We start from the raw sequence: 17,959 nt of genomic DNA, 5'->3' as shown, positions 1-17,959 counted from the left end.
GAGCATGTATTTAGCGTTCTATATGTTTAACGTCGTTAAGAATAGCGTCTACTTGTTCCCATGTCGGAGCGCCTTCCCAATCCCCTTCGGTTTGAACGATCAAGGAGCCCACCAAATTCCCGATACGCACCGCTTCCGCATACTCGTATTCTTTGGACAAGCCTACCAAAAACCCGGCACAAAAGCCATCGCCTGCACCAACGGTATCGACCACCTGCTCCGCCTTAAAATAAGGAACGGCTGTAACCGAATCCTGCGTTACGACGTAGGTCTCGTTCTCTCCGCCTTTGACGATGGATACAGCGGACAATTCACGCAGCTTGCCTACAATGACATCCCAATCCTCCGACTGATAAAGCAGCTTCAATTCATCAAGGCCCGGCAGGAAAATGTCAGCCAATTCGGCAAGCTCAAGCAGCACGGGACGCGCTTCCTCGATACTCCACAGCTTCAGCCGCAGATTAGGATCGAAGCTGACTTTGACGCCATGTTTGCGGGCTATGCGGACCGCTTCGAACGCAGCTTCTTTGCAAGACTCGCTCAAGGCCGGCGTGATGCCGGTGATATGCAGAATTTTAGCTCCAGCGATATAGTCTTCGTCCAAATGTTTTGCGCTCATCCGGCTTGCCGCCGAGTTTTTACGGTAATAATACACAGAGGTTTTGCCCATGATGACCTCGCGCATCATAAGCCCTGTCGGAGCTTCCGCTGTTAGTTCAGCACGGGAAACATCGACGCCTTCGCCGCGAATTTTCTTGAAAATCAGACGGCCCATAGGGTCCTTGCCTAACCGTCCGAACCAGCCTGCTTTCCCCCCAAGCCGGGAAATACCGATGGCTACGTTGCTCTCCGCGCCGCCAAACAAGCTGTGCAGCTCAGAGGAATACTCCAGCCCTTTTCCGTTGGAAGGCATAAGAAGCGCCATCGTTTCTCCGAAGGTAATGATATCAGGTCCGGCAACCGATTGAGATTGTGTGTTCGTCGTCATATTAGCTCCATCCATTTCCTGATCGTTAGTTGAAACGTTTAAACAATGATTATACTTCATATTATAGTGTATTATCAGCGATTGTACCAGATAGGAAGAATCAAAAAAACCTCAGACTTGCGTCTCAGGTTTCTTAGCTATAACGTTCAGTTAAAATCCGGTTGCTTCCGCTTTCACCAGCTCTTGTCTCAGTTCATCATGGATATGTCCGTTGGTAGCCAGCACATTGCGAACAGCCAAATTGTAAGGTCTGCCTTCCGTGTCCGTCACCTTGCCGCCTGACTCTTGAATCAGCAAGGCACCTGCTGCAATATCCCAGGCATTCAAACCGATTTCCCAGAAGCCGCTAAGGCGTCCTGAGGCCACATAAGCTAAGTGAAGCGCGGCTGAGCCTGCGATCCTTAGATTGCGCACTTGGGGAGACAACGCCTGAATGCCCTTCAGGTTAACCGGCAGCGCTCCGTTGCGGTCCGCTGGAAAGCCCGTAGCCACCAGACTGCCCGCTAGCTGCCCATCCAGCGATACGACTGTCTTTTTGCCGTGCATGTAAGCGCCTTTCCCTTTCTCGGCAACGAACAGCTCGTCACGGGAAGGGTCGTACACGACGCCGACAATAATCTCGCCTTTGTGAGCGAGCGCAATCGAAACGGAGAAGAACGGAAACCCATGAACAAAATTCGTCGTTCCATCAATAGGATCTACGATCCAGAGGTACTCTTCCTCACTCATGGCTTGCAGTGCCTTGGCCGATGCTTCCGGCCCCGGCTCCACCCCTTCTTCACCCAGAATGGAATGGTCGGGGAAATGCGTCATGATCAAGTTGCGGATGAGTTTTTCCGAGCCCTTATCCACTTCCGTCACCAGATCCTGCGGGGAGAACTTCGTATCAATGCGGTTGATATCCCCCATCTTGATTTTGATCCATTGCCCAGCCTTGGCTGCCGTATTAATAGCCACTGCCGTAAAATTTTTACTGCCGACGACGAACGGCTCCGCCCCACTGTTTACCACTTATATCAACTCTTTCTTTTTTATTTAGATTTAGATTTAGATTTAGGAGTAAGTTAAGTATAGTAAATTATACGTTTTAATTACTAGTGCGTTTCATCCCAAAATATTCGTACATTCATACATTTATTAAAAATAATAAAGATATTTTTGACTATCCGCCAATAAAAAATCCGCACTGCCGAGTCGGCAATACGGATAAATAATTCGTATAAATAATGGATTCTTCCCTTAAATTCCAACGATATGATAGCCGCCGTCCACATAAATAACTTCTCCCGTAATGCCGCGGGACAGGTTGCTCATCAAGAACATCGCGGTGTCGCCCACTTCAGCAGTTTCGGTTGTTTTACGCAGCGGAGCCTTCTCTTCGACTTGACGCAGGATCGAGTTGAAATCCTTGATGCCTTTGGCCGCCAAGGTACGAATCGGTCCGGCGGAAATGCCGTTTACGCGAATGCCGAATTGGCCGAGGTCAGCCGCCAGATAGCGTACGGACGCTTCCAACGCAGCTTTGGCCACGCCCATGACGTTGTAGTTTTTCATTGCGCGCTCAGCGCCAAGGTAAGTCATCGTCATGATGCTGCCGCCTTCCGTCATAAGCGGATAAATGCGTTTGGAAACCGCAACAAGCGAGTATGCGCTGATGTCATGCGCTAAGGCAAAGCCGTCACGCGATGTGTCAACGAACAGTCCGTCCAGCTCTTCCGTTCTGGCAAAAGCAATACTATGTACAAGGCCATGAACGACACCGAACTTCGTTTTGAGCGTCTCCGCCAACGTATCGATTTCAGCATCTACCGTTACGTTGCAAGGCATAAGCGTTGAGCCTGGAATGGTGTCGGCAAGCTTGCGAACACGCTCCTCGACACGTTCATTTTCAAACGTAAATACTAAATTCGCTCCTTGCGCCGCTAAAGATTGTGCAATCGCCCACGCGATGCTGCGATCATTGGCAACACCCATGACCAGTATATTTTTTCCTGTTAACAGTTGACTCATGGTCGTTAAAAACCCCTCTCAACATTGGATTGTGCGTCATTCATACCCACTCTCCAAAGTACCCCATTTTGCCAAACATTTCAAGGAATAAATATGAATCGCTATAGCTTAACAGAGGCTTGATCGAGCACCGTGACGTCCTCTTGCAGCTTAAAATCCTCCATCAGACGAAATAACGCCTCATCCTTCATCTTCGCTTCAATCATAATATCGAGCCTCGGGGTAACAGGGGCGATAACTCGAAGAAAAGCAAGAAGAGGGCCTGCGTCCACATAGTCGGCATGACTTCTCCGGTCGGTCTCGCTTTTGGGGCTTGAAACGTGTATTTTGGGCGGAAGCGCCTCGCCCGGCTGCTGATTCTCTTGCTGTGGCTGTTGCTGTGGCTGTTGCTTCGAGGCAGGGTTTAGCCACGTTTGTTGGATACGCGGCCACAGCGCCGCAGCATCCTCGCCCTCGTTATTCACCGCATGATGATGAATATCCAAAACCATTGGAACGCCTACCGTTTCAGCGATGTTCAGCGTCTCCAGCGCGTTGAATGTTTTGTCGTCGTTTTCTAAGGTAATCCGCCTTTGAATTTCCGGGCGCAGCGTGGAAAAGTTATGGATAAACCGTTTGGCCGCTTTACTCTTATCCCCATAGGATCCGCCTACATGGATGTTGCATCTCGCTTCCGAGCCAAGCCCCATTGCATTCAGCATCGCGTTATGCCGCTCCAGATCCAGGATGGATTTTTGCAAAACGTCTGCTTTCGGCGTACTCAGAACGGTAAAGTGATCGGGATGAAAGCTGACGCGCATGCCTGCCTGCTTAGCATAGGCGCCTAGTTCTTCAAATTCAGCGGAAAGCGTCGGAATGGGGTTCCAATCGCCCAGCATCTCATGCCCGATGAGGGGGATGAATCTGGAGGAGAAGCGGAAAACCATGATATCGTGGGCCCGGTTATGGCGCAGCAATCGCAATGTATTATGCAAATTTTCCGCCCCAAGGCGTTCCAGTTTGCGGATGGCTGCCTCTCGGTCCAACAGTTTACTGAAGCTCGTGGCAGTCATTGTTTTGGACGGCGAGGCGTTCTTGACTACGGTCGACATCGCCACATACCCAAAGCGAATAATCATGCATGTGTAACCTCCAGGAAATTAAGTATAATCCCGACTTAGGTTACCCGCAGGCCATTTCGCACATTCATTTTCATCTGTTTCCGGATTGGCAGAGCAGAGCGTTATTAGGACGAAACCGCCGCAATTATTTTGAAGCTGCAAAAAGCGGTTATTGCAATAGGCAACGGACTCAGCGCAAGCATGCCCAGCCTGGTGGCCCGGTCTTCTTTCCGCAGGATCAGCAAATTGCCGAATAGCCAAATAAGAATGTACACGAGCAGCGCTCCGGCAGCCATGTACTTGTCATTGATCGATGAGGGAGCCATGAAGCCGTAGAAGCCGAAGATCATGAAGATAAGCACAAACGGTGTCGGTATGCCAAGCACGATATTAAAAAGCCAATAGGCGGTAAATTTCATTCTATTCATCCCTTCGCTGCGAGTCTGCTAAGAACATTGTAGCTGCGGGGATTCAAAAGAATAAGTACTAATTTCGTATAGTACCGTTTGCCGTAGAAGGGCATGGCTGAGGATTGGAGACGAGTCGATTTTTGTGCTGTGCGATACGTTTGTGGCATGGGGGAGTGATTGGACGGGGGGAATGCGTGGAACTTAAGTAAAGTGTTTATCGCCTAGCTGCACAATTGCCCTACGTTGCACTTTGTACAACATTATGGCTGCAATTTGCACCCAGCCCTCCCCTACGTTGTACTTTATACAACATTATGGCTCCAATTTGCGCCCAGCCCTCCCCTATGTTGTACTCTGTACAACATGCAGGGCCGAAAACCGCCGCTGTCGCCCCCACGAGGCCAAAATAATTGCACTTTGTGCAACGAAGATTGCGATTGCGAGGCGTAAACCGCTTCCAAATTGCACAAAGTACAACCAAAGACGGCCCAGCCGCCCAGCAGCCCACCCACCTATAGACAGAAAAAGACACCGACCTCACCGGACGATGTCTCCCTTTACCTAAACTTGCTCGCCAAAGAACATCTCGTAAGCAAGCTTCGTCTGAACACGCGCCTCTTCCTCCGTCAAACGGCGTACCAGCTCCATCTCCACTTGCGTCACTTCTTCGCCTTGGAAGTTGATTTCCGCGATGGAAGCAACGATTTTGACGATGGCGATCGCTTCATTATCAGGCGTATACGCAATGACCTTCTGCCCTGTCGGGAAGACGCGGAAGCCGCTTTTAACCATTTTGCCGCGGCCATACTCCAGAAGCTCGAAGAGCTCCTGCGAGGACTTAAATTTACAGACCGAATTAAACTCCGTTTGGAATCCCATTAGCATCTACTCCACATCAAAAGAATATTGGATACTTTGCTTCGCTGTATGCCGTTCTATAGCCAGACGAATGAGATCATCCAGCAGCTCTGCGTATGGCTTGCCGGATTCTTGCCACAGCAATGGGTACATGCTGTAAGGCGTGAAGCCCGGCATTGTGTTGATTTCGTTGATATAGATCTTTTGATCGGCTTTGCCGAGGAAAAAGTCCACACGGGACAAGCCGCTGCCATCCACAGCCAAGAAGGCTTGAAGCGCAAGCTGTCTGACCTGCTCAGCAGTTTCCGCCGGAATATCGGCCGGGATCACCATCGCGGATTTGCCGTCGACATATTTGGCCTTATAATCGTAAAACTCGTTCGAGGAAACAATTTCGCCAACAACAGACGCTTGTGGCTCATCATTTCCGAGTACCGCAACTTCAATCTCACGGGCATCGATATTTTCTTCCACAATGACTTTACGATCATATTGGAAGGCAAAATTAACCGCCTCAATCAACTCCGCTTGGTTCCTTGCTTTGGAAATACCAACGCTGGAACCCAAGTTAGCCGGCTTCACGAAACACGGGTAGCCAATGGCCGTTTCGAGCTCAACGAGGTGATAAGCGCGATTCTTTTCCCATTCTGCCCGGGTGAAGTGGCGGAAAATACATTGCGGAAGTCCTTCTTGCGCAAATATTTTTTTCATCATGACTTTATCCATGCCCACGGCAGAAGCCAGTACACCTGCTCCTACATAGGGGACATTCGCCATTTCCAGCAAGCCCTGAATGGTTCCGTCTTCGCCAAACGTACCGTGCAAAAGCGGGAAAATGACATCAAGGCCATCCTTCGTTCCAGCCGCGGCGGCGGAAGCGACAGCTACATCGCCTTTCGGTTGAACGGATCCAAAAATAGGCGCTAAAGCATTTGAAACAGGCGCATGTGCGGAGTCAACGCTGTTGAACGTCAATACCTCTTTCGATGCAGTAGGAGCCAATAGAGGCGCACCGCTTTTCCATTCCCCTTTCTTGGAGATGTAAAACGGCACAACTTCATACTTGGTGAAGTCTACGGCTTTCATAACGGCCATTGCTGTTTGCAAGGACACGTCATGCTCTCCTGATTTCCCTCCATAAATTAGTCCAACTCTTATTTTGCCGCTCATTGCGTACCTCCGTCTAGTCGTTCTTTTCCTTCCAATGTACCTGTTACATTTCGTCAGCAATTCGAACGAATGCGTATCGGGTCCGCACCGTCCAAGCAGGTGAATCTTTATAAGCCCAATAGCGGTTGCGGCTATTATACGTGTGTGCATTGACGAGCGGCATGCCGTTGGCATCTTTGCCCGTCACAACAACATTATGCTGATAACGGCCATCGCCGTCCCAGTCATAACTGATGGTGTCTCCCGGCTGTAGTTCTCTCGGGTCTTGAACGATATGCCCTTGAAGCCCTTTACGACTGTGCGAAAGGAAGGATTGCAAGCTATTGGCAACCGCCCAGGAGAAGCTCCACAGCTCTTGATGGCCTCTTCTGCCAGCGTACCACCAGCCTAAATCCCTTTTCCCAGTATAGTCCATTGGAGCCCCGCCTGCAAAGAGGCATTGCGATACATAATTGGTGCAATCCACTTCGAACTCCTCATACTTTGGGTTCGGCGTCTGCCACCATGTTTCCGCATATTGGACGGCTTTGGCGCGATTATAAATGATTTTGCGCGGAACGAATTCCTGAGCTCCGCTGTTGAGTATACTATGGTTGATATAAGGAAGCGACGGCGCTCTGCGCACGCCTTCCGCAAAATCTGCCTGCTCAGCGAAAAAGACGCCCCGTTGCTTGTTCGGAGACGATTTCTCCCCCTGAAGGGACTCTGAGCTTCTCACCTGCCAGCGGTTCGCTGTGCTGTCTATGAGGATTCGTTCAGGCTCAATGCGCTCCTCCACATGCGTGGCGGAACCGATCCGGTAGTGTATGAAGCGGTGCAGCTTAACATCCGCAATAATCCCTTGCGCTGCTTCTCTGACACCGGTTAGACGCAGTTTCGTCTCTCCGCGCAGCAGCTTGGCATCGCGGTCGTGAAAGCTTTCCAGGAGCCTGCGTACCCTCACATCCTGTCTGCTTACATAAGCGCTGTCTGAAACATAAGCTTCCATTGGAGCTGCAGAGCCTTCAAGCTCTGACTGATTTTTGGCGTGGACATAATTATAGAGCGCTGTTTTCCAGGACATCGGGGTTACCCTCCTAAAAAGTTTTTGCTGGGAAAGTTAGGTGAGCGATTTCTCGCCCGGTTGAAACTTTATTTATGGAAAGAGCATTTTTGCGGCAAAATAACTGTCATCTTAGGACGAGCCCGATTTGCTTTGAATTGATTCAATATATGACATTTGTGCGGCAAAAATGATTGAAATAAATCTTTACTCATACACACCGAAACGCTATACTTGAAGTAGGGGATTTATGAAATTGAGTTTCATTAGATGAAACCAATGGATGAAGATATTAAAGGAGGAATAACCTATGTCCAACAAGGACACTTTTTCTGTGCGTAAGCAGTTAACTGTCGGAACACAATCGTTCCAATACTACAGTCTTCCTGACTTTGAGAACCAAGGTCACGGTACTGTAAGCAACCTTCCTGTTTCCATTCGCGTTTTGCTTGAAGCCGCTATCCGTCAATTCGACGGTCGTGCGATTACAAGCGAACATGTGAAACAAATCGCCGGCTGGGCTGAAGGCCGTGACGACAACAAAGAAATTCCTTTCATTCCTGCTCGTATCGTTCTTCAAGATTTCACGGGTGTACCTGTCGTCGTTGACCTTGCGGCAATGCGTGCGACAATGGCTCGTGAAGGCGGAGATCCGAAACGGATCAACCCGCTTGTTCCCGTAGATCTCGTTATCGACCACTCTGTCATGGTTGACGCTTTCGGTTCCCCGGATGCGCTTGACATGAACATTAACTTAGAATTCGAAAGAAACGAAGAGCGTTACCGTTTCCTTCGCTGGGCGCAAACAGCATTCGATAACTTCCGTGCAGTTCCGCCTTCAACAGGTATCGTTCACCAAGTTAACTTGGAGTACCTTGCTTCTGTTGCAGCTACAAAAACAATCGATGGCGAAACAGTTGTTTACCCGGATTCCCTCGTAGGAACAGACTCCCATACAACAATGATCAACGGTCTTGGCGTTGTAGGTTGGGGTGTCGGCGGTATTGAAGCTGAAGCCGGTATGCTTGGACAACCGCTTTACTTCGTAGCTCCGGACGTTGTCGGTTTCAAATTGACAGGCCAATTGGCAGAAGGCGCTACAGCAACTGACTTGGCTCTAACTGTTACACAAATCTTGCGTAAAAAAGGCGTTGTAGGTAAATTCGTTGAGTTCTTCGGTCCTGGTCTGAGCAACATTTCCCTGGCTGACCGTGCAACTGTAGCGAACATGGCTCCTGAGTACGGCGCAACAATCGGCTTCTTCCCAGTTGATAACGAAACATTGAACTACCTGCGTTCCACTGGCCGCGAAGAAGATCAAATCGCGCTGGTTGAAGCTTATTATAAAGCACAAGGCATGTTCCGTACGGACAGCACGCCGGATCCTGTGTTCACAGACGTGATCGAGCTTGATCTGAGCTCCGTAGTACCAAGCTTGGCTGGTCCTAAACGTCCGCAAGACCGCGTTGAACTTACGAACATGAAAGAATCCTTCAACAACATCATTCGTCAGCCAATCGAAAAAGGCGGATACGGTCTCTCCGAAGAGAAAGTAGCTGAAGTTGTCGATGTGGTTTACCCGAACGAAACCGTTAAAATGGGTACTGGCGCTGTCGTAATTGCAGCGATCACTTCCTGTACGAACACATCCAACCCTAGCGTAATGGTCGGTGCCGGTCTGGTAGCGAAAAAAGCGGTTGAGCGCGGTTTGAAAAAACCGGCTTACGTGAAAAGCTCCCTGACGCCTGGTTCCCTGGTTGTTACTGAGTATCTGGAAAAATCAGGCCTTCTGCCTTCTCTTGAAGCGCTTGGCTTCCACGTTGCAGGTTATGGCTGCGCAACTTGTATCGGTAACTCCGGTCCGCTTCCTGACGAAGTCAGCAAAGCGATCGCAGACAACGACATGACTGTTGCGGCTGTGATCTCGGGTAACCGTAACTTTGAAGGCCGCGTACACGCGCAAGTCAAAGCGAACTACCTGGGCTCACCTCCACTTGTTGTGGCTTACGCACTTGCAGGTACAGTAAACATTGATTTGGCGAACGATCCAATCGGCTACGACCAAAACAACCAACCTGTCTACCTGAAAGACATCTGGCCTACAAACCAAGAGATTCAAGACGCGTTGAACTCCGCGATGAGCGCAGACATGTTCCGCGACAAATACAGCAACGTATTCCGCGCGAACGAGCGTTTCAACCAAATCGCGATTCCGGAAGGCGACCTATACGAGTTCGACACGAACTCCACGTACATCCAAGAGCCTCCTTTCTTCACAGATCTTGGTACTGTGCTTGATGATATCGCAGACATCAAAGCTGCGAAAACACTTGCGCTCATGGGCGATTCCGTTACTACGGACCACATCTCCCCTGCAGGTAACATCAAAGTCGACAGCCCTGCCGGTCAATACCTGATTGGCCATGGTGTAAAAAGAGAAGACTTCAACTCCTACGGTTCCCGTCGTGGTAACCACGAAGTGATGATGCGCGGAACGTTCGCGAACATCCGTATTCGTAACCAAGTGGCGCCAGGAACTGAAGGCGGCGTAACCACTTACCTGCCAACTGGCGAAGTGGAGTCCATCTACGATGCATCCATGAAATATCAAGCTGAAGGTCAAAACCTTGTCGTTATCGCCGGTAAAGAGTACGGAACTGGAAGCTCCCGTGACTGGGCGGCAAAAGGTACATTCCTGCTTGGCGTCAAAGCGGTTATCGCAGAAAGCTTCGAACGTATCCACCGCAGTAACTTGGTAGGTATGGGCGTACTTCCGCTGCAATTCGTGAACGGCGAGAGCTGGACGTCCCTAGGCATTACAGGCCGCGAAACATTCGACATCACAGGTCTGAGCAACGACGTTCAACCGGGTTCGACTGTGAAAGTAACAGCGACTCGCGAAGACGGCACAAGCTTCGAATTCAGCGCCCTGGTGCGTCTGGACAGCTTGGTTGATGTGGACTACTACCGTAATGGCGGTATTCTGCAAACCGTTCTTCGCCAAATCTTGGCTGAGAAAAACTAATCTTATCTTTCGTCATAAAACATCACACACAACGAAAAAATCCGGGATTGCCATGTGGCTTTCTCTGATTTTTTGTGTTTTTTGAGGCGGCCGCAGCCTTAGAGCCCCAAGGAATTGCGCCACATTGGTAATAACTGCGGGTTGAGCCCGCCTTCCTCCCCGCCTATAATGGATAACAGCGAAAGGGGAGATGAAGATGAACTCATTAAAAAGGCTCGTCCTAGTCATGCTGATCGCTTCGATTGGTCTAGGTCTATCTGTAAGCGCATGGAGCCAACCAACTTCTGCCGCATCGGTTACTTTGCAGGCAGGTTCTCAAAACGGAGACGTCTGGGATGCCCAGTTCCGTCTTAAAATGTTAGGCTATTACCAGCAGCCGGTAGATGGCGTGTACGGTCCAGTAACCGCCGCAGCTGTGCGTAATTTTCAATATAATTATGGCTTAACGATTGATGGCATTGTTGGTGCAAATACGTGGCAAAGCTTACGCAAGTATTCGGTCAATCAAGCGGACCTTGATATTCTGGCGAAAGTCATCTACAGCGAAGCGCGGGGCGAGTCCTATACAGGACAAGTTGCCGTCGGAGCGGTAGTCATGAATCGTCTGAAATCAAGTCAGTTCCCGAATACGATCGAAGGGATTGTATTTGAACCGGGAGCTTTCACCGCAGTGTCTGACGGGCAATACTGGTTGACGCCGGACAGCACGGCCTACCAAGCTGCACAGGATGCTGTGCGCGGCTGGGATCCAAGCGGCGGTGCGCTCTATTACTTCAATCCGGCAACAGCAACAAGCAAGTGGATCTGGTCGCGACCGCAAACGGTTAAGATCGGCAATCATATTTTTGCCAAGTAAGACGTAGAGAAACACCTCTTCAGACAGCTGCTCCTTCGTTGGAGCCGCCTCGCGAAGAGGTGTTTTTTTCATGAGCTAATGCTAGTTGGGCTCCTTGTACCAAGGATTCAAATGCACCAACACCTCGTCCACATCGTTATGGGCGGATTGGATTTTATGCTTGATGCGGCGGATAATGTCATGACCTTCCTGGATGGTAAGGGTGCCGGGCACACCCAGTCTGGCGTCCACTAGGATATAGTGACCGTGCTCCCGGGCCCGCAGGCGGTCAATCCGCTTGATTTCAGGCACAGAACGGATCAATGCCGCGTATTGTTCAATCTGAACCTCGTTGACACTTCTTTCCATCAGAACATCGAACGATTCCCGACCCATCTCATAGGCAAGCTTCAGCACCAGAAAAGAGACGATGATTCCCGCTATAGGATCGCCATAGGCCAAAATTCCATAGCCGTAATGGTCGCCGATCAAGGCTAGACCGATACCGACTGAGGCTGCGATAGACGCATAAACGTCTGCCAAATGATCATAAGCCGTCGCTATCAAGCCTTTGCTGTTGAGTTTGCGTCCGATGCGCATCGTGTAGACATAGAGAATTTGCTTCCAGATTAACGAAATGACCGCCGCCACGAAAGCAATGAAAGCCGCATGGCCCGGAGGCTCAAACAGCGCGTGAATAGAGTGATACCCCATATAAATGGCGGCTGCGCCCAAAATGATCGCAACGATGAAGGCGCCAAGCACCTCGGCCTTGCCATGCCCGTACGGATGATCGCTATCCGCCGGTTTCGAGGATACGCGCATGGCGCTGTAAGCTGTCGCTGTCGCGATCACATCGCCCGCGTTATGAATACCGTCGGCGATAAGCACTTGGCTGCCTGTTAGAAGACCGACGACAATTTTGATGGCGGTCAGCACGATATTGCTGGCAAGGCTGATCCAGATCGCCAGCATCGAGGCTGTCTTCTTCATGCTTGCCACTTCCTTTCCCTCTTCTAGTATGGCTTCCTAGAAGCAAAAAATCCCCTATCCTGAAACCAAGGATAGGGGATTGCGGGACGATGCGCTAGCGCAGCATCGTGCCCATGCGCCGCGCCGCTTCCATAATGAGCGGCGCCTGCTCTTGCATCAGCTCCAGCGTAAGCCTGTTCGCTGGACCCGATACGGCGAGGGCGGCTACAAGCCGGCCCCCGCGGTCTATAATCGGTGCGGAGACGGCCGCCGCACCGGGCTCGCGCTCTTCCACGCTCGTGGCGAAGCCGGCGCGTTTGGTGTCGCTGAGCTGCTGCAGGTACGCCTGCTGATCCAATGCGGCCGGCCAGTCGGCCGAAGCCAGAAGCTGCTGCTGCACGGCAGGCTCAGCGAAGGCGACGAGCACCTTGCTCGAGGCGCCGACGTAAAGCGGCATTCGCGCCCCTACAGGGGCAACGCGGCGAATGGCGTGGTTGCTCTGCACGGCTTGGATGCGGATGCGCTCCATGCCGTCCTGCACGTACAGCGAGATCGTCTCGCCGAGAAGATCGCGCAGCCGTTCCATCTCCGGCAGCAGAATGATGCCGGGATCGCCCTCTTGGGAGAGATTCGCCGAAAGCTCCCAAAGCCGGTAGCCCAGTCTGTATTTCTCTGTGGCCGCATCGCGCATCATGAAGCCCTTGCCCTCCAAAGAGGCCAGGAGGCGATGTACGGTACTTTTATGTAATTCCACACGACTTGCAATTTCAGTCAACGTCAGCTCGGTCGATTCGGTAAAACAGAGCATAATATCTAAAGCACGTTCCACTGCTCGCACCGTCAGCTTGTTATCTTCCATGACTAACACCACTTTCATTGCCTCTAGGCCTGCGGAAGCATCAAATTGTTTCACTATATGAAACCCAGTTATATCTAGTATAACCAAACTCCCACGATGCGTAAAGGTCAAACATCTGTTTCTTCTATTGTTACAGAACGGTTACAATGGCTTTACAATTGCCGCATCTGCATTGACTTGAAAGCGTATTCAGAATACTATTAAGATAATAGATCACTTATCTGAAAATTTAGATAATATTTCCTTTCTCCCTATAACATCTCAGAGCAGCCTATTTGAACACACTACTTTCTATGGAGGGAGGGTACTGCGATGTCAACCACATCACTATCCCCAGGCTCACTTCAACCAACGCTCGATCAAGTCGTTACCCGTCCGATTGGACGCAAAAGAAGGCTGGTTCTCACCATCCTGATCTCATTCCTAACGCTATGCACTTCTCTCCTGCTTGGCTTTCATGCCTATATTGCCTGGACGTTGGCACGGCCTCATATTGACCCGCTTCATTCCGATCCAATGAGGGCGGTAGGCCTTCCCTACAGCAGCGTTACGTTTCCAAGCCTCAACGGCACTTCGAATTTGGACGGTTGGTTCATCCCGGCTCCTTCCGACAAAACCGTCATATTTTCTCACGGCTACGGCGGCAATCGCGAAGAACTGTGGGTCCCGATTTATAATCTGGCCCGCGAGCTTCACTTGCAGAACTACAATGTACTGATGTTTGACTACGGGTATGTTCATCCCGGCAACGAACATGTTATGACCGGCGGCATCCAAGAATCGCAGGAACTGCTCGGAGCCGTTAACTACATTAAACATTTAACAGGCGGTCCGATCTATATCTGGGGATTCTCTATGGGTGCAGGAACAGCGCTTCAGGCCGCACTTCAAAATGGCACCGATATCTCGGGGATGATTCTGGACAGCACGTTTATGCTCAATCCGGATACGCTCTATCACAATATGAAGCAAGTTGTAAATGTCCCGAAATTTCCGTCTCTCCCGCTCGTTCGCTTATTTTTCCCGCTTCTGAACGGGGTGAGCTTGCACGAGGTTCCGTATAAGAAGGTAACTTCGACCGCTTACTCCATGCCCATTTATTTCATTCATGGGACAGAGGATTCCAAGGCACCTTACGAAATGGTTGAGGATATTTATAGCGTGCAGAGTGATCCGAAGTCGAAGCTTTGGATCATTCCTAAAGCGCAGCATGAGCTGTTATATCGCGCAGAACCGAAACAGTACGTGCGCACTACGCTGAGCTTCCTTAACGGCCTGACACCGAAGGCTGTGGCTGCAAACTGATTCAGGTATTCCCTCCTCCCTATAAAATCGACCCCTTGCGGGGTCGATATTTTTTTGCGGGGATATCCGCATTTAATCCATCTCATAAATCGAGCCGGACTTGCTCGCAAACAGCTCCGCATACACTTTCTCCGCGTACGCGTCCGTCATGCCGGAGATATAGTCCGCTACGAACCGCGGCCAGCTCCAGCTGCCCCCCCGGCGCTCGTAGCTATCGATCCAATCGGGAGGGATGATCCACATCCCTCTTTCTTGATCGATAAAGCTTTCCCACAGGCGCTCGACGATGATCTCGCTGCGCTTCTGCAGACGAAGCACTCGAAAATCCTTAATCAGCGTGACCCATGCCAGCTTCTTCAGAATTTCCATCGTCCGCAGCAGATTCATATCCTCCGCTCCGTCTCTCACGAGGGCAACCTTCTTCCAGCCCCGTTCAGGGTCGTCCAGAATGTCCAAACGGCTTGCAAAGGAGCTTACCCAGCGCGCTTTCATCTCCCTGCGCGTCCGCGATTCCTCCCGGTTGCACTCGGTGAAAATCTGCTGCCACTGCTCCAAATAATCGGTCAGCACCTTCCGGACCATCTGCTCGATATCGATTTGCTCCCAGCCGAATTTATGCTTGTTGGGATCATTCAATATTTCCATGACCAAATGACGGATCAGCCGTTGATCTTCGAAGAACGTGGCGTTCATCTGAATTTTGCCGGCGCGGATCCCGTCTTCGATATCATGCGTCGAGTACGCGATATCATCGCATAAATCCATCAATTGCGCCTCTAACGTGGAGCATCCCTGCGGCATGTTCCACTCTCTACGCAGCTCGCGGATGATGTCCCACTCGGAAGCGTATACTCCCTTGAGCCGGCCTTCTTCCTCGAGTAAAAACGGATACTTATTAATGCCGAGCAAGACCGCCGCGGTAAGATCCAGCCCGCTTTCGCTGCCCGCCCGTTTCTCGAGAAACATGAGAATTCGGAAATTTTGGGCGTTGCCCTCGTATTTCAAGCCGTGATCCTTCAGCAGGATATGGTTCAGCACCTCTTCCCCCTTGTGACCGAAGGGCGGGTGGCCGAAGTCGTGCGCAATAGACGCACACTCGACTACGGTAGGGTCAATAATGAGACCCGGATGCTCTCTTTTTTGCAAAAAAGGGTTCGTCCGCTCCAGACGCTTCGCTACTTCCCTGGCAATCTGGGCGACCTCTAGCGAATGGGTCAGCCGCGTCCGGTAATAGTCGCCGGAGCCGGCTCCAAACACCTGTGACTTCCCCTGCAGCCGACGAAAGGTCGGCGATTGGATCAGCCTTGCGTAATCACGCTCAAATTCATCCCGTTCTTCGCTCACTTTAGAGGAAGCGGCCTCACCGGGCCGAAATTTCCGTATGTTATTCATCAGCTTGCCTCCTCTGGTACTATTGCCAACTCCCGGATCTGTCCGATTTGTACAGCTAGCCATAAGCCGTTTCTAAGCCTCTTCCTGCTGTTAACAGTTTATGCTATAGCATGTACGCTAGTCACCCCGGTGCTATATATTTATAAAAGAATACTATATTCGCCCGTTCGGCAACAAGTCATGTCTTATTATTTGTACAAAAAAAAGGATGTTGCACAAGACGTTTGTCTTTATGCACCACCCATACCATCAAGTTAACTCAAGTTGGTTACAGTTTAACAATAAACTTACTTTCCTTTTATTCGGAAATAGCAACTTTTCTACTCCAAGACTTAATTGAAATTGTTACTTTTAATAAATACTTGTGCAAAATATATATTCCATAACATTGTAAGATAAAAATGCAAGGCATAATATCAAACCGATAGCGTGTTTGAATCTCTATAAATAAGTGTATGAATGCATAACCCAAAAGCAGTAACAAAAAGAAAGCCTGTTTGGGGTACTCATTTTTTCGCAGCAACAGCAACAACGACAAAAAACCAAATATCATGATCCAAAAGTACTGAATGCCTTCAGTTAGAATCAACGCAATACGAAGAATGGATGATTCGTCCCCCTTCCCTATACTCCAAACCACAGATGAGTCAGAAGATCCCCACAATAGTGTAAACTTTTTCATAAAAAGAATGAATAACTGAACTTTATCAGCCACTCTATCCTGTATCATTTGCAACTCTACCCTGTTTCTTTCTTCTCCAAAAGTGTACTGCGCTACATAATTTGCATCCTCTAATGACCAAGTTCCGGTATGCTCTTGATTCAATCCTACAACAAATTTCCAATAGGGCTCCTTACTGGTTAAGTTAGAAGGGGTGATACCAGTAGTAACTAAAGTTAAGCTTATTAGCTGTTGAAGCATAACATATATGACAATAACACCAATGGAATTCCTTATGTAAGTCCACCCTTGCTTTTTTTGAAAAGGAAATAATTCAAACAAAACTATATAGATTACTGTACCAATGATAAAAAAGCTCCCTAAAGGTCTGAAAAGATTGCCTAACCCAAAACATAAACCAATAATGATCCAATTGTACTTCGTCAACAGCCCTTTGCTGATTATAAAATAACTCCCTAAAAAGAAAAAGAAAGTAGACTGATGTTGATTCGTCAAAACTGAACACAAAATAATATTGGGTATATATGTAGTATAGAGCAATATAGCAATTCTACCGCAAAATTCATTGCATACTTTGGCAGCTGTTAAATAGATGACATAGGCTGTTCCAGCACTAAAAATTATATTGAACAATTGAAGTATGATCATAGAAGTACCAAACAATTTTATCAACAGCGCCTGATACAGTGTAAATCCAACTTGATACGCCCAACTGATAAAATACTCTGAGCTACCGAATGAAAAGTCTCCTTGAGCTGCACTTAAAGCAGCGTTATGCATAAATAAAAAGTCGGATATCGGCTGCGTATCCGTAGATAAGACCCAGAATAATCTTATTAAAATAGCGATTGTTAACAAAGTAATTACGTAAACTTTTGTAGAAAGTCCACTTGCCGCTATGGACATAACTATACATACTAAAAAAAACGATCCTATAACAACACTAATTATAGTTGCATCAATATTAATGAAACTAGCAACAATACGATAAATTCCAATGATTGCAAACATAAAAAACAATAGTCCTGAAACGATCAGGGATTTGGAATACATCCATTCAAATTTCTTTGTTATCATGTCATATTAGTTCCTATTCGTCTCCTAAATTATAGAATAAATTAAATTTGATTGATATTTACCCATTAATTGCCATGTCATTTATTAAAGATACCTCAAACAGGGAAAAAATGGTATATATATTTTTTACAGTTTATATCGGGCAAGCAAGGATAACCGACTTCGTCGTCCTTTCAGGACGGGCGCGTTTGTCAAGGTAGATGCGAAGCAAAAGTATAAAACTTATACTTTCTT

15 protein-coding genes are annotated in these 17,959 nt (G+C 49.0%); 3 read left to right on the top strand and 12 right to left on the bottom strand.

Translation table 11 applies throughout. The annotated features are described in order from the left end of the window. Window positions 1-10 precede the first annotated feature (10 nt). The 8 genes from AC3WRW_RS24925 to AC3WRW_RS24890 form a co-directional block, all read right to left on the bottom strand. On the bottom strand, window positions 11-988 hold the full coding sequence (locus AC3WRW_RS24925) for a sugar kinase (RefSeq protein WP_492548944.1): 978 nt from the start codon (window positions 986-988) through the stop codon (window positions 11-13). Window positions 989-1,138: 150 nt separating this feature from the next. Next, window positions 1,139-1,999: an inositol monophosphatase family protein gene (locus tag AC3WRW_RS24920; protein WP_492548943.1), complete on the bottom strand. Its 861-nt coding sequence runs from the start codon at window positions 1,997-1,999 to the stop codon at window positions 1,139-1,141. 228 nt (window positions 2,000-2,227) lie between these two features. Beyond that, window positions 2,228-2,998, bottom strand: a complete 771-nt coding sequence (fabI, locus tag AC3WRW_RS24915; protein WP_492548942.1) for an enoyl-ACP reductase FabI — start codon at window positions 2,996-2,998, stop codon at window positions 2,228-2,230. A 101-nt stretch (window positions 2,999-3,099) separates the two neighbouring features. Beyond that, entirely contained in the window at window positions 3,100-4,116 is a 1,017-nt protein-coding gene (gene uvsE, locus AC3WRW_RS24910; RefSeq protein ID WP_492548941.1) for a UV DNA damage repair endonuclease UvsE, read from the bottom strand. A gap of 107 nt (window positions 4,117-4,223) precedes the next feature. Next, window positions 4,224-4,526: a hypothetical protein gene (locus AC3WRW_RS24905; RefSeq protein ID WP_492548940.1), complete on the bottom strand. Its 303-nt coding sequence runs from the start codon at window positions 4,524-4,526 to the stop codon at window positions 4,224-4,226. Window positions 4,527-5,069: 543 nt separating this feature from the next. Next, complete coding sequence (locus AC3WRW_RS24900; RefSeq protein ID WP_492548939.1) at window positions 5,070-5,387, bottom strand: hypothetical protein; 318 nt, start codon at window positions 5,385-5,387, stop codon at window positions 5,070-5,072. 6 nt (window positions 5,388-5,393) lie between these two features. Continuing rightward, window positions 5,394-6,536, bottom strand: coding sequence for a D-alanine--D-alanine ligase (locus AC3WRW_RS24895; RefSeq protein ID WP_492548938.1), 1,143 nt, complete (start codon window positions 6,534-6,536; stop codon window positions 5,394-5,396). Between the two features lie 43 nt (window positions 6,537-6,579). Beyond that, window positions 6,580-7,599, bottom strand: coding sequence for an amidase domain-containing protein (locus AC3WRW_RS24890; protein ID WP_492548937.1), 1,020 nt, complete (start codon window positions 7,597-7,599; stop codon window positions 6,580-6,582). Between the two features lie 289 nt (window positions 7,600-7,888). On the opposite strand from AC3WRW_RS24890, the gene acnA reads away from it, so the two are divergent. After that, window positions 7,889-10,603 carry an aconitate hydratase AcnA gene (gene acnA / locus AC3WRW_RS24885; RefSeq protein ID WP_492548936.1) on the top strand — a complete coding sequence of 905 codons (2,715 nt, stop codon included), beginning with the start codon at window positions 7,889-7,891 and terminating at the stop codon, window positions 10,601-10,603. 196 nt (window positions 10,604-10,799) lie between these two features. Further along, complete coding sequence (sleB, locus tag AC3WRW_RS24880; RefSeq protein ID WP_492548935.1) at window positions 10,800-11,459, top strand: spore cortex-lytic enzyme; 660 nt, start codon at window positions 10,800-10,802, stop codon at window positions 11,457-11,459. A gap of 81 nt (window positions 11,460-11,540) precedes the next feature. Here sleB and AC3WRW_RS24875 read toward each other — a convergent pair whose 3' ends face one another. Beyond that, window positions 11,541-12,431 carry a cation diffusion facilitator family transporter gene (locus AC3WRW_RS24875; RefSeq protein ID WP_492548934.1) on the bottom strand — a complete coding sequence of 297 codons (891 nt, stop codon included), beginning with the start codon at window positions 12,429-12,431 and terminating at the stop codon, window positions 11,541-11,543. Window positions 12,432-12,525: 94 nt separating this feature from the next. Next, window positions 12,526-13,269 carry an IclR family transcriptional regulator gene (locus AC3WRW_RS24870; protein ID WP_492548933.1) on the bottom strand — a complete coding sequence of 248 codons (744 nt, stop codon included), beginning with the start codon at window positions 13,267-13,269 and terminating at the stop codon, window positions 12,526-12,528. A 312-nt stretch (window positions 13,270-13,581) separates the two neighbouring features. Here AC3WRW_RS24870 and AC3WRW_RS24865 point away from each other — a divergent pair, with 312 nt between their 5' ends. Further along, window positions 13,582-14,574, top strand: coding sequence for an alpha/beta hydrolase (locus AC3WRW_RS24865; protein ID WP_492548932.1), 993 nt, complete (start codon window positions 13,582-13,584; stop codon window positions 14,572-14,574). A 72-nt stretch (window positions 14,575-14,646) separates the two neighbouring features. Here AC3WRW_RS24865 and AC3WRW_RS24860 read toward each other — a convergent pair whose 3' ends face one another. Continuing rightward, complete coding sequence (locus AC3WRW_RS24860; protein WP_492548931.1) at window positions 14,647-15,966, bottom strand: deoxyguanosinetriphosphate triphosphohydrolase family protein; 1,320 nt, start codon at window positions 15,964-15,966, stop codon at window positions 14,647-14,649. Window positions 15,967-16,264: 298 nt separating this feature from the next. Next, window positions 16,265-17,725 carry a glycosyltransferase family 39 protein gene (locus AC3WRW_RS24855; protein WP_492548930.1) on the bottom strand — a complete coding sequence of 487 codons (1,461 nt, stop codon included), beginning with the start codon at window positions 17,723-17,725 and terminating at the stop codon, window positions 16,265-16,267. Between the last annotated feature and the right edge of the window lie 234 nt (window positions 17,726-17,959).

The sequence above is a fragment of the Paenibacillus sp. FW126-R14 genome (assembly GCF_058789495.1).
This window is presented reverse-complemented; position numbering and strand designations above follow the sequence as displayed.

Excerpts from the sequence above, each read along its gene's own strand:
- AC3WRW_RS24925 (WP_492548944.1), bottom strand. The coding sequence starts at position 988 with ATGACGACGAACACACAATCTCAATCGGTTGCCGGACCTGATATCATT.
- fabI (WP_492548942.1), bottom strand. The coding sequence starts at position 2,998 with ATGAGTCAACTGTTAACAGGAAAAAATATACTGGTCATGGGTGTTGCC.
- uvsE (WP_492548941.1), bottom strand. The coding sequence starts at position 4,116 with ATGATTATTCGCTTTGGGTATGTGGCGATGTCGACCGTAGTCAAGAAC.
- AC3WRW_RS24905 (WP_492548940.1), bottom strand. The coding sequence starts at position 4,526 with ATGAATAGAATGAAATTTACCGCCTATTGGCTTTTTAATATCGTGCTT.
- AC3WRW_RS24900 (WP_492548939.1), bottom strand. The coding sequence starts at position 5,387 with ATGGGATTCCAAACGGAGTTTAATTCGGTCTGTAAATTTAAGTCCTCG.
- AC3WRW_RS24895 (WP_492548938.1), bottom strand. The coding sequence starts at position 6,536 with ATGAGCGGCAAAATAAGAGTTGGACTAATTTATGGAGGGAAATCAGGA.
- AC3WRW_RS24890 (WP_492548937.1), bottom strand. The coding sequence starts at position 7,599 with ATGTCCTGGAAAACAGCGCTCTATAATTATGTCCACGCCAAAAATCAG.
- acnA (WP_492548936.1), top strand. The coding sequence starts at position 7,889 with ATGTCCAACAAGGACACTTTTTCTGTGCGTAAGCAGTTAACTGTCGGA.
- sleB (WP_492548935.1), top strand. The coding sequence starts at position 10,800 with ATGAACTCATTAAAAAGGCTCGTCCTAGTCATGCTGATCGCTTCGATT.
- AC3WRW_RS24875 (WP_492548934.1), bottom strand. The coding sequence starts at position 12,431 with ATGAAGAAGACAGCCTCGATGCTGGCGATCTGGATCAGCCTTGCCAGC.
- AC3WRW_RS24870 (WP_492548933.1), bottom strand. The coding sequence starts at position 13,269 with ATGGAAGATAACAAGCTGACGGTGCGAGCAGTGGAACGTGCTTTAGAT.
- AC3WRW_RS24865 (WP_492548932.1), top strand. The coding sequence starts at position 13,582 with ATGTCAACCACATCACTATCCCCAGGCTCACTTCAACCAACGCTCGAT.
- AC3WRW_RS24860 (WP_492548931.1), bottom strand. The coding sequence starts at position 15,966 with ATGAATAACATACGGAAATTTCGGCCCGGTGAGGCCGCTTCCTCTAAA.
- AC3WRW_RS24855 (WP_492548930.1), bottom strand. The coding sequence starts at position 17,725 with ATGATAACAAAGAAATTTGAATGGATGTATTCCAAATCCCTGATCGTT.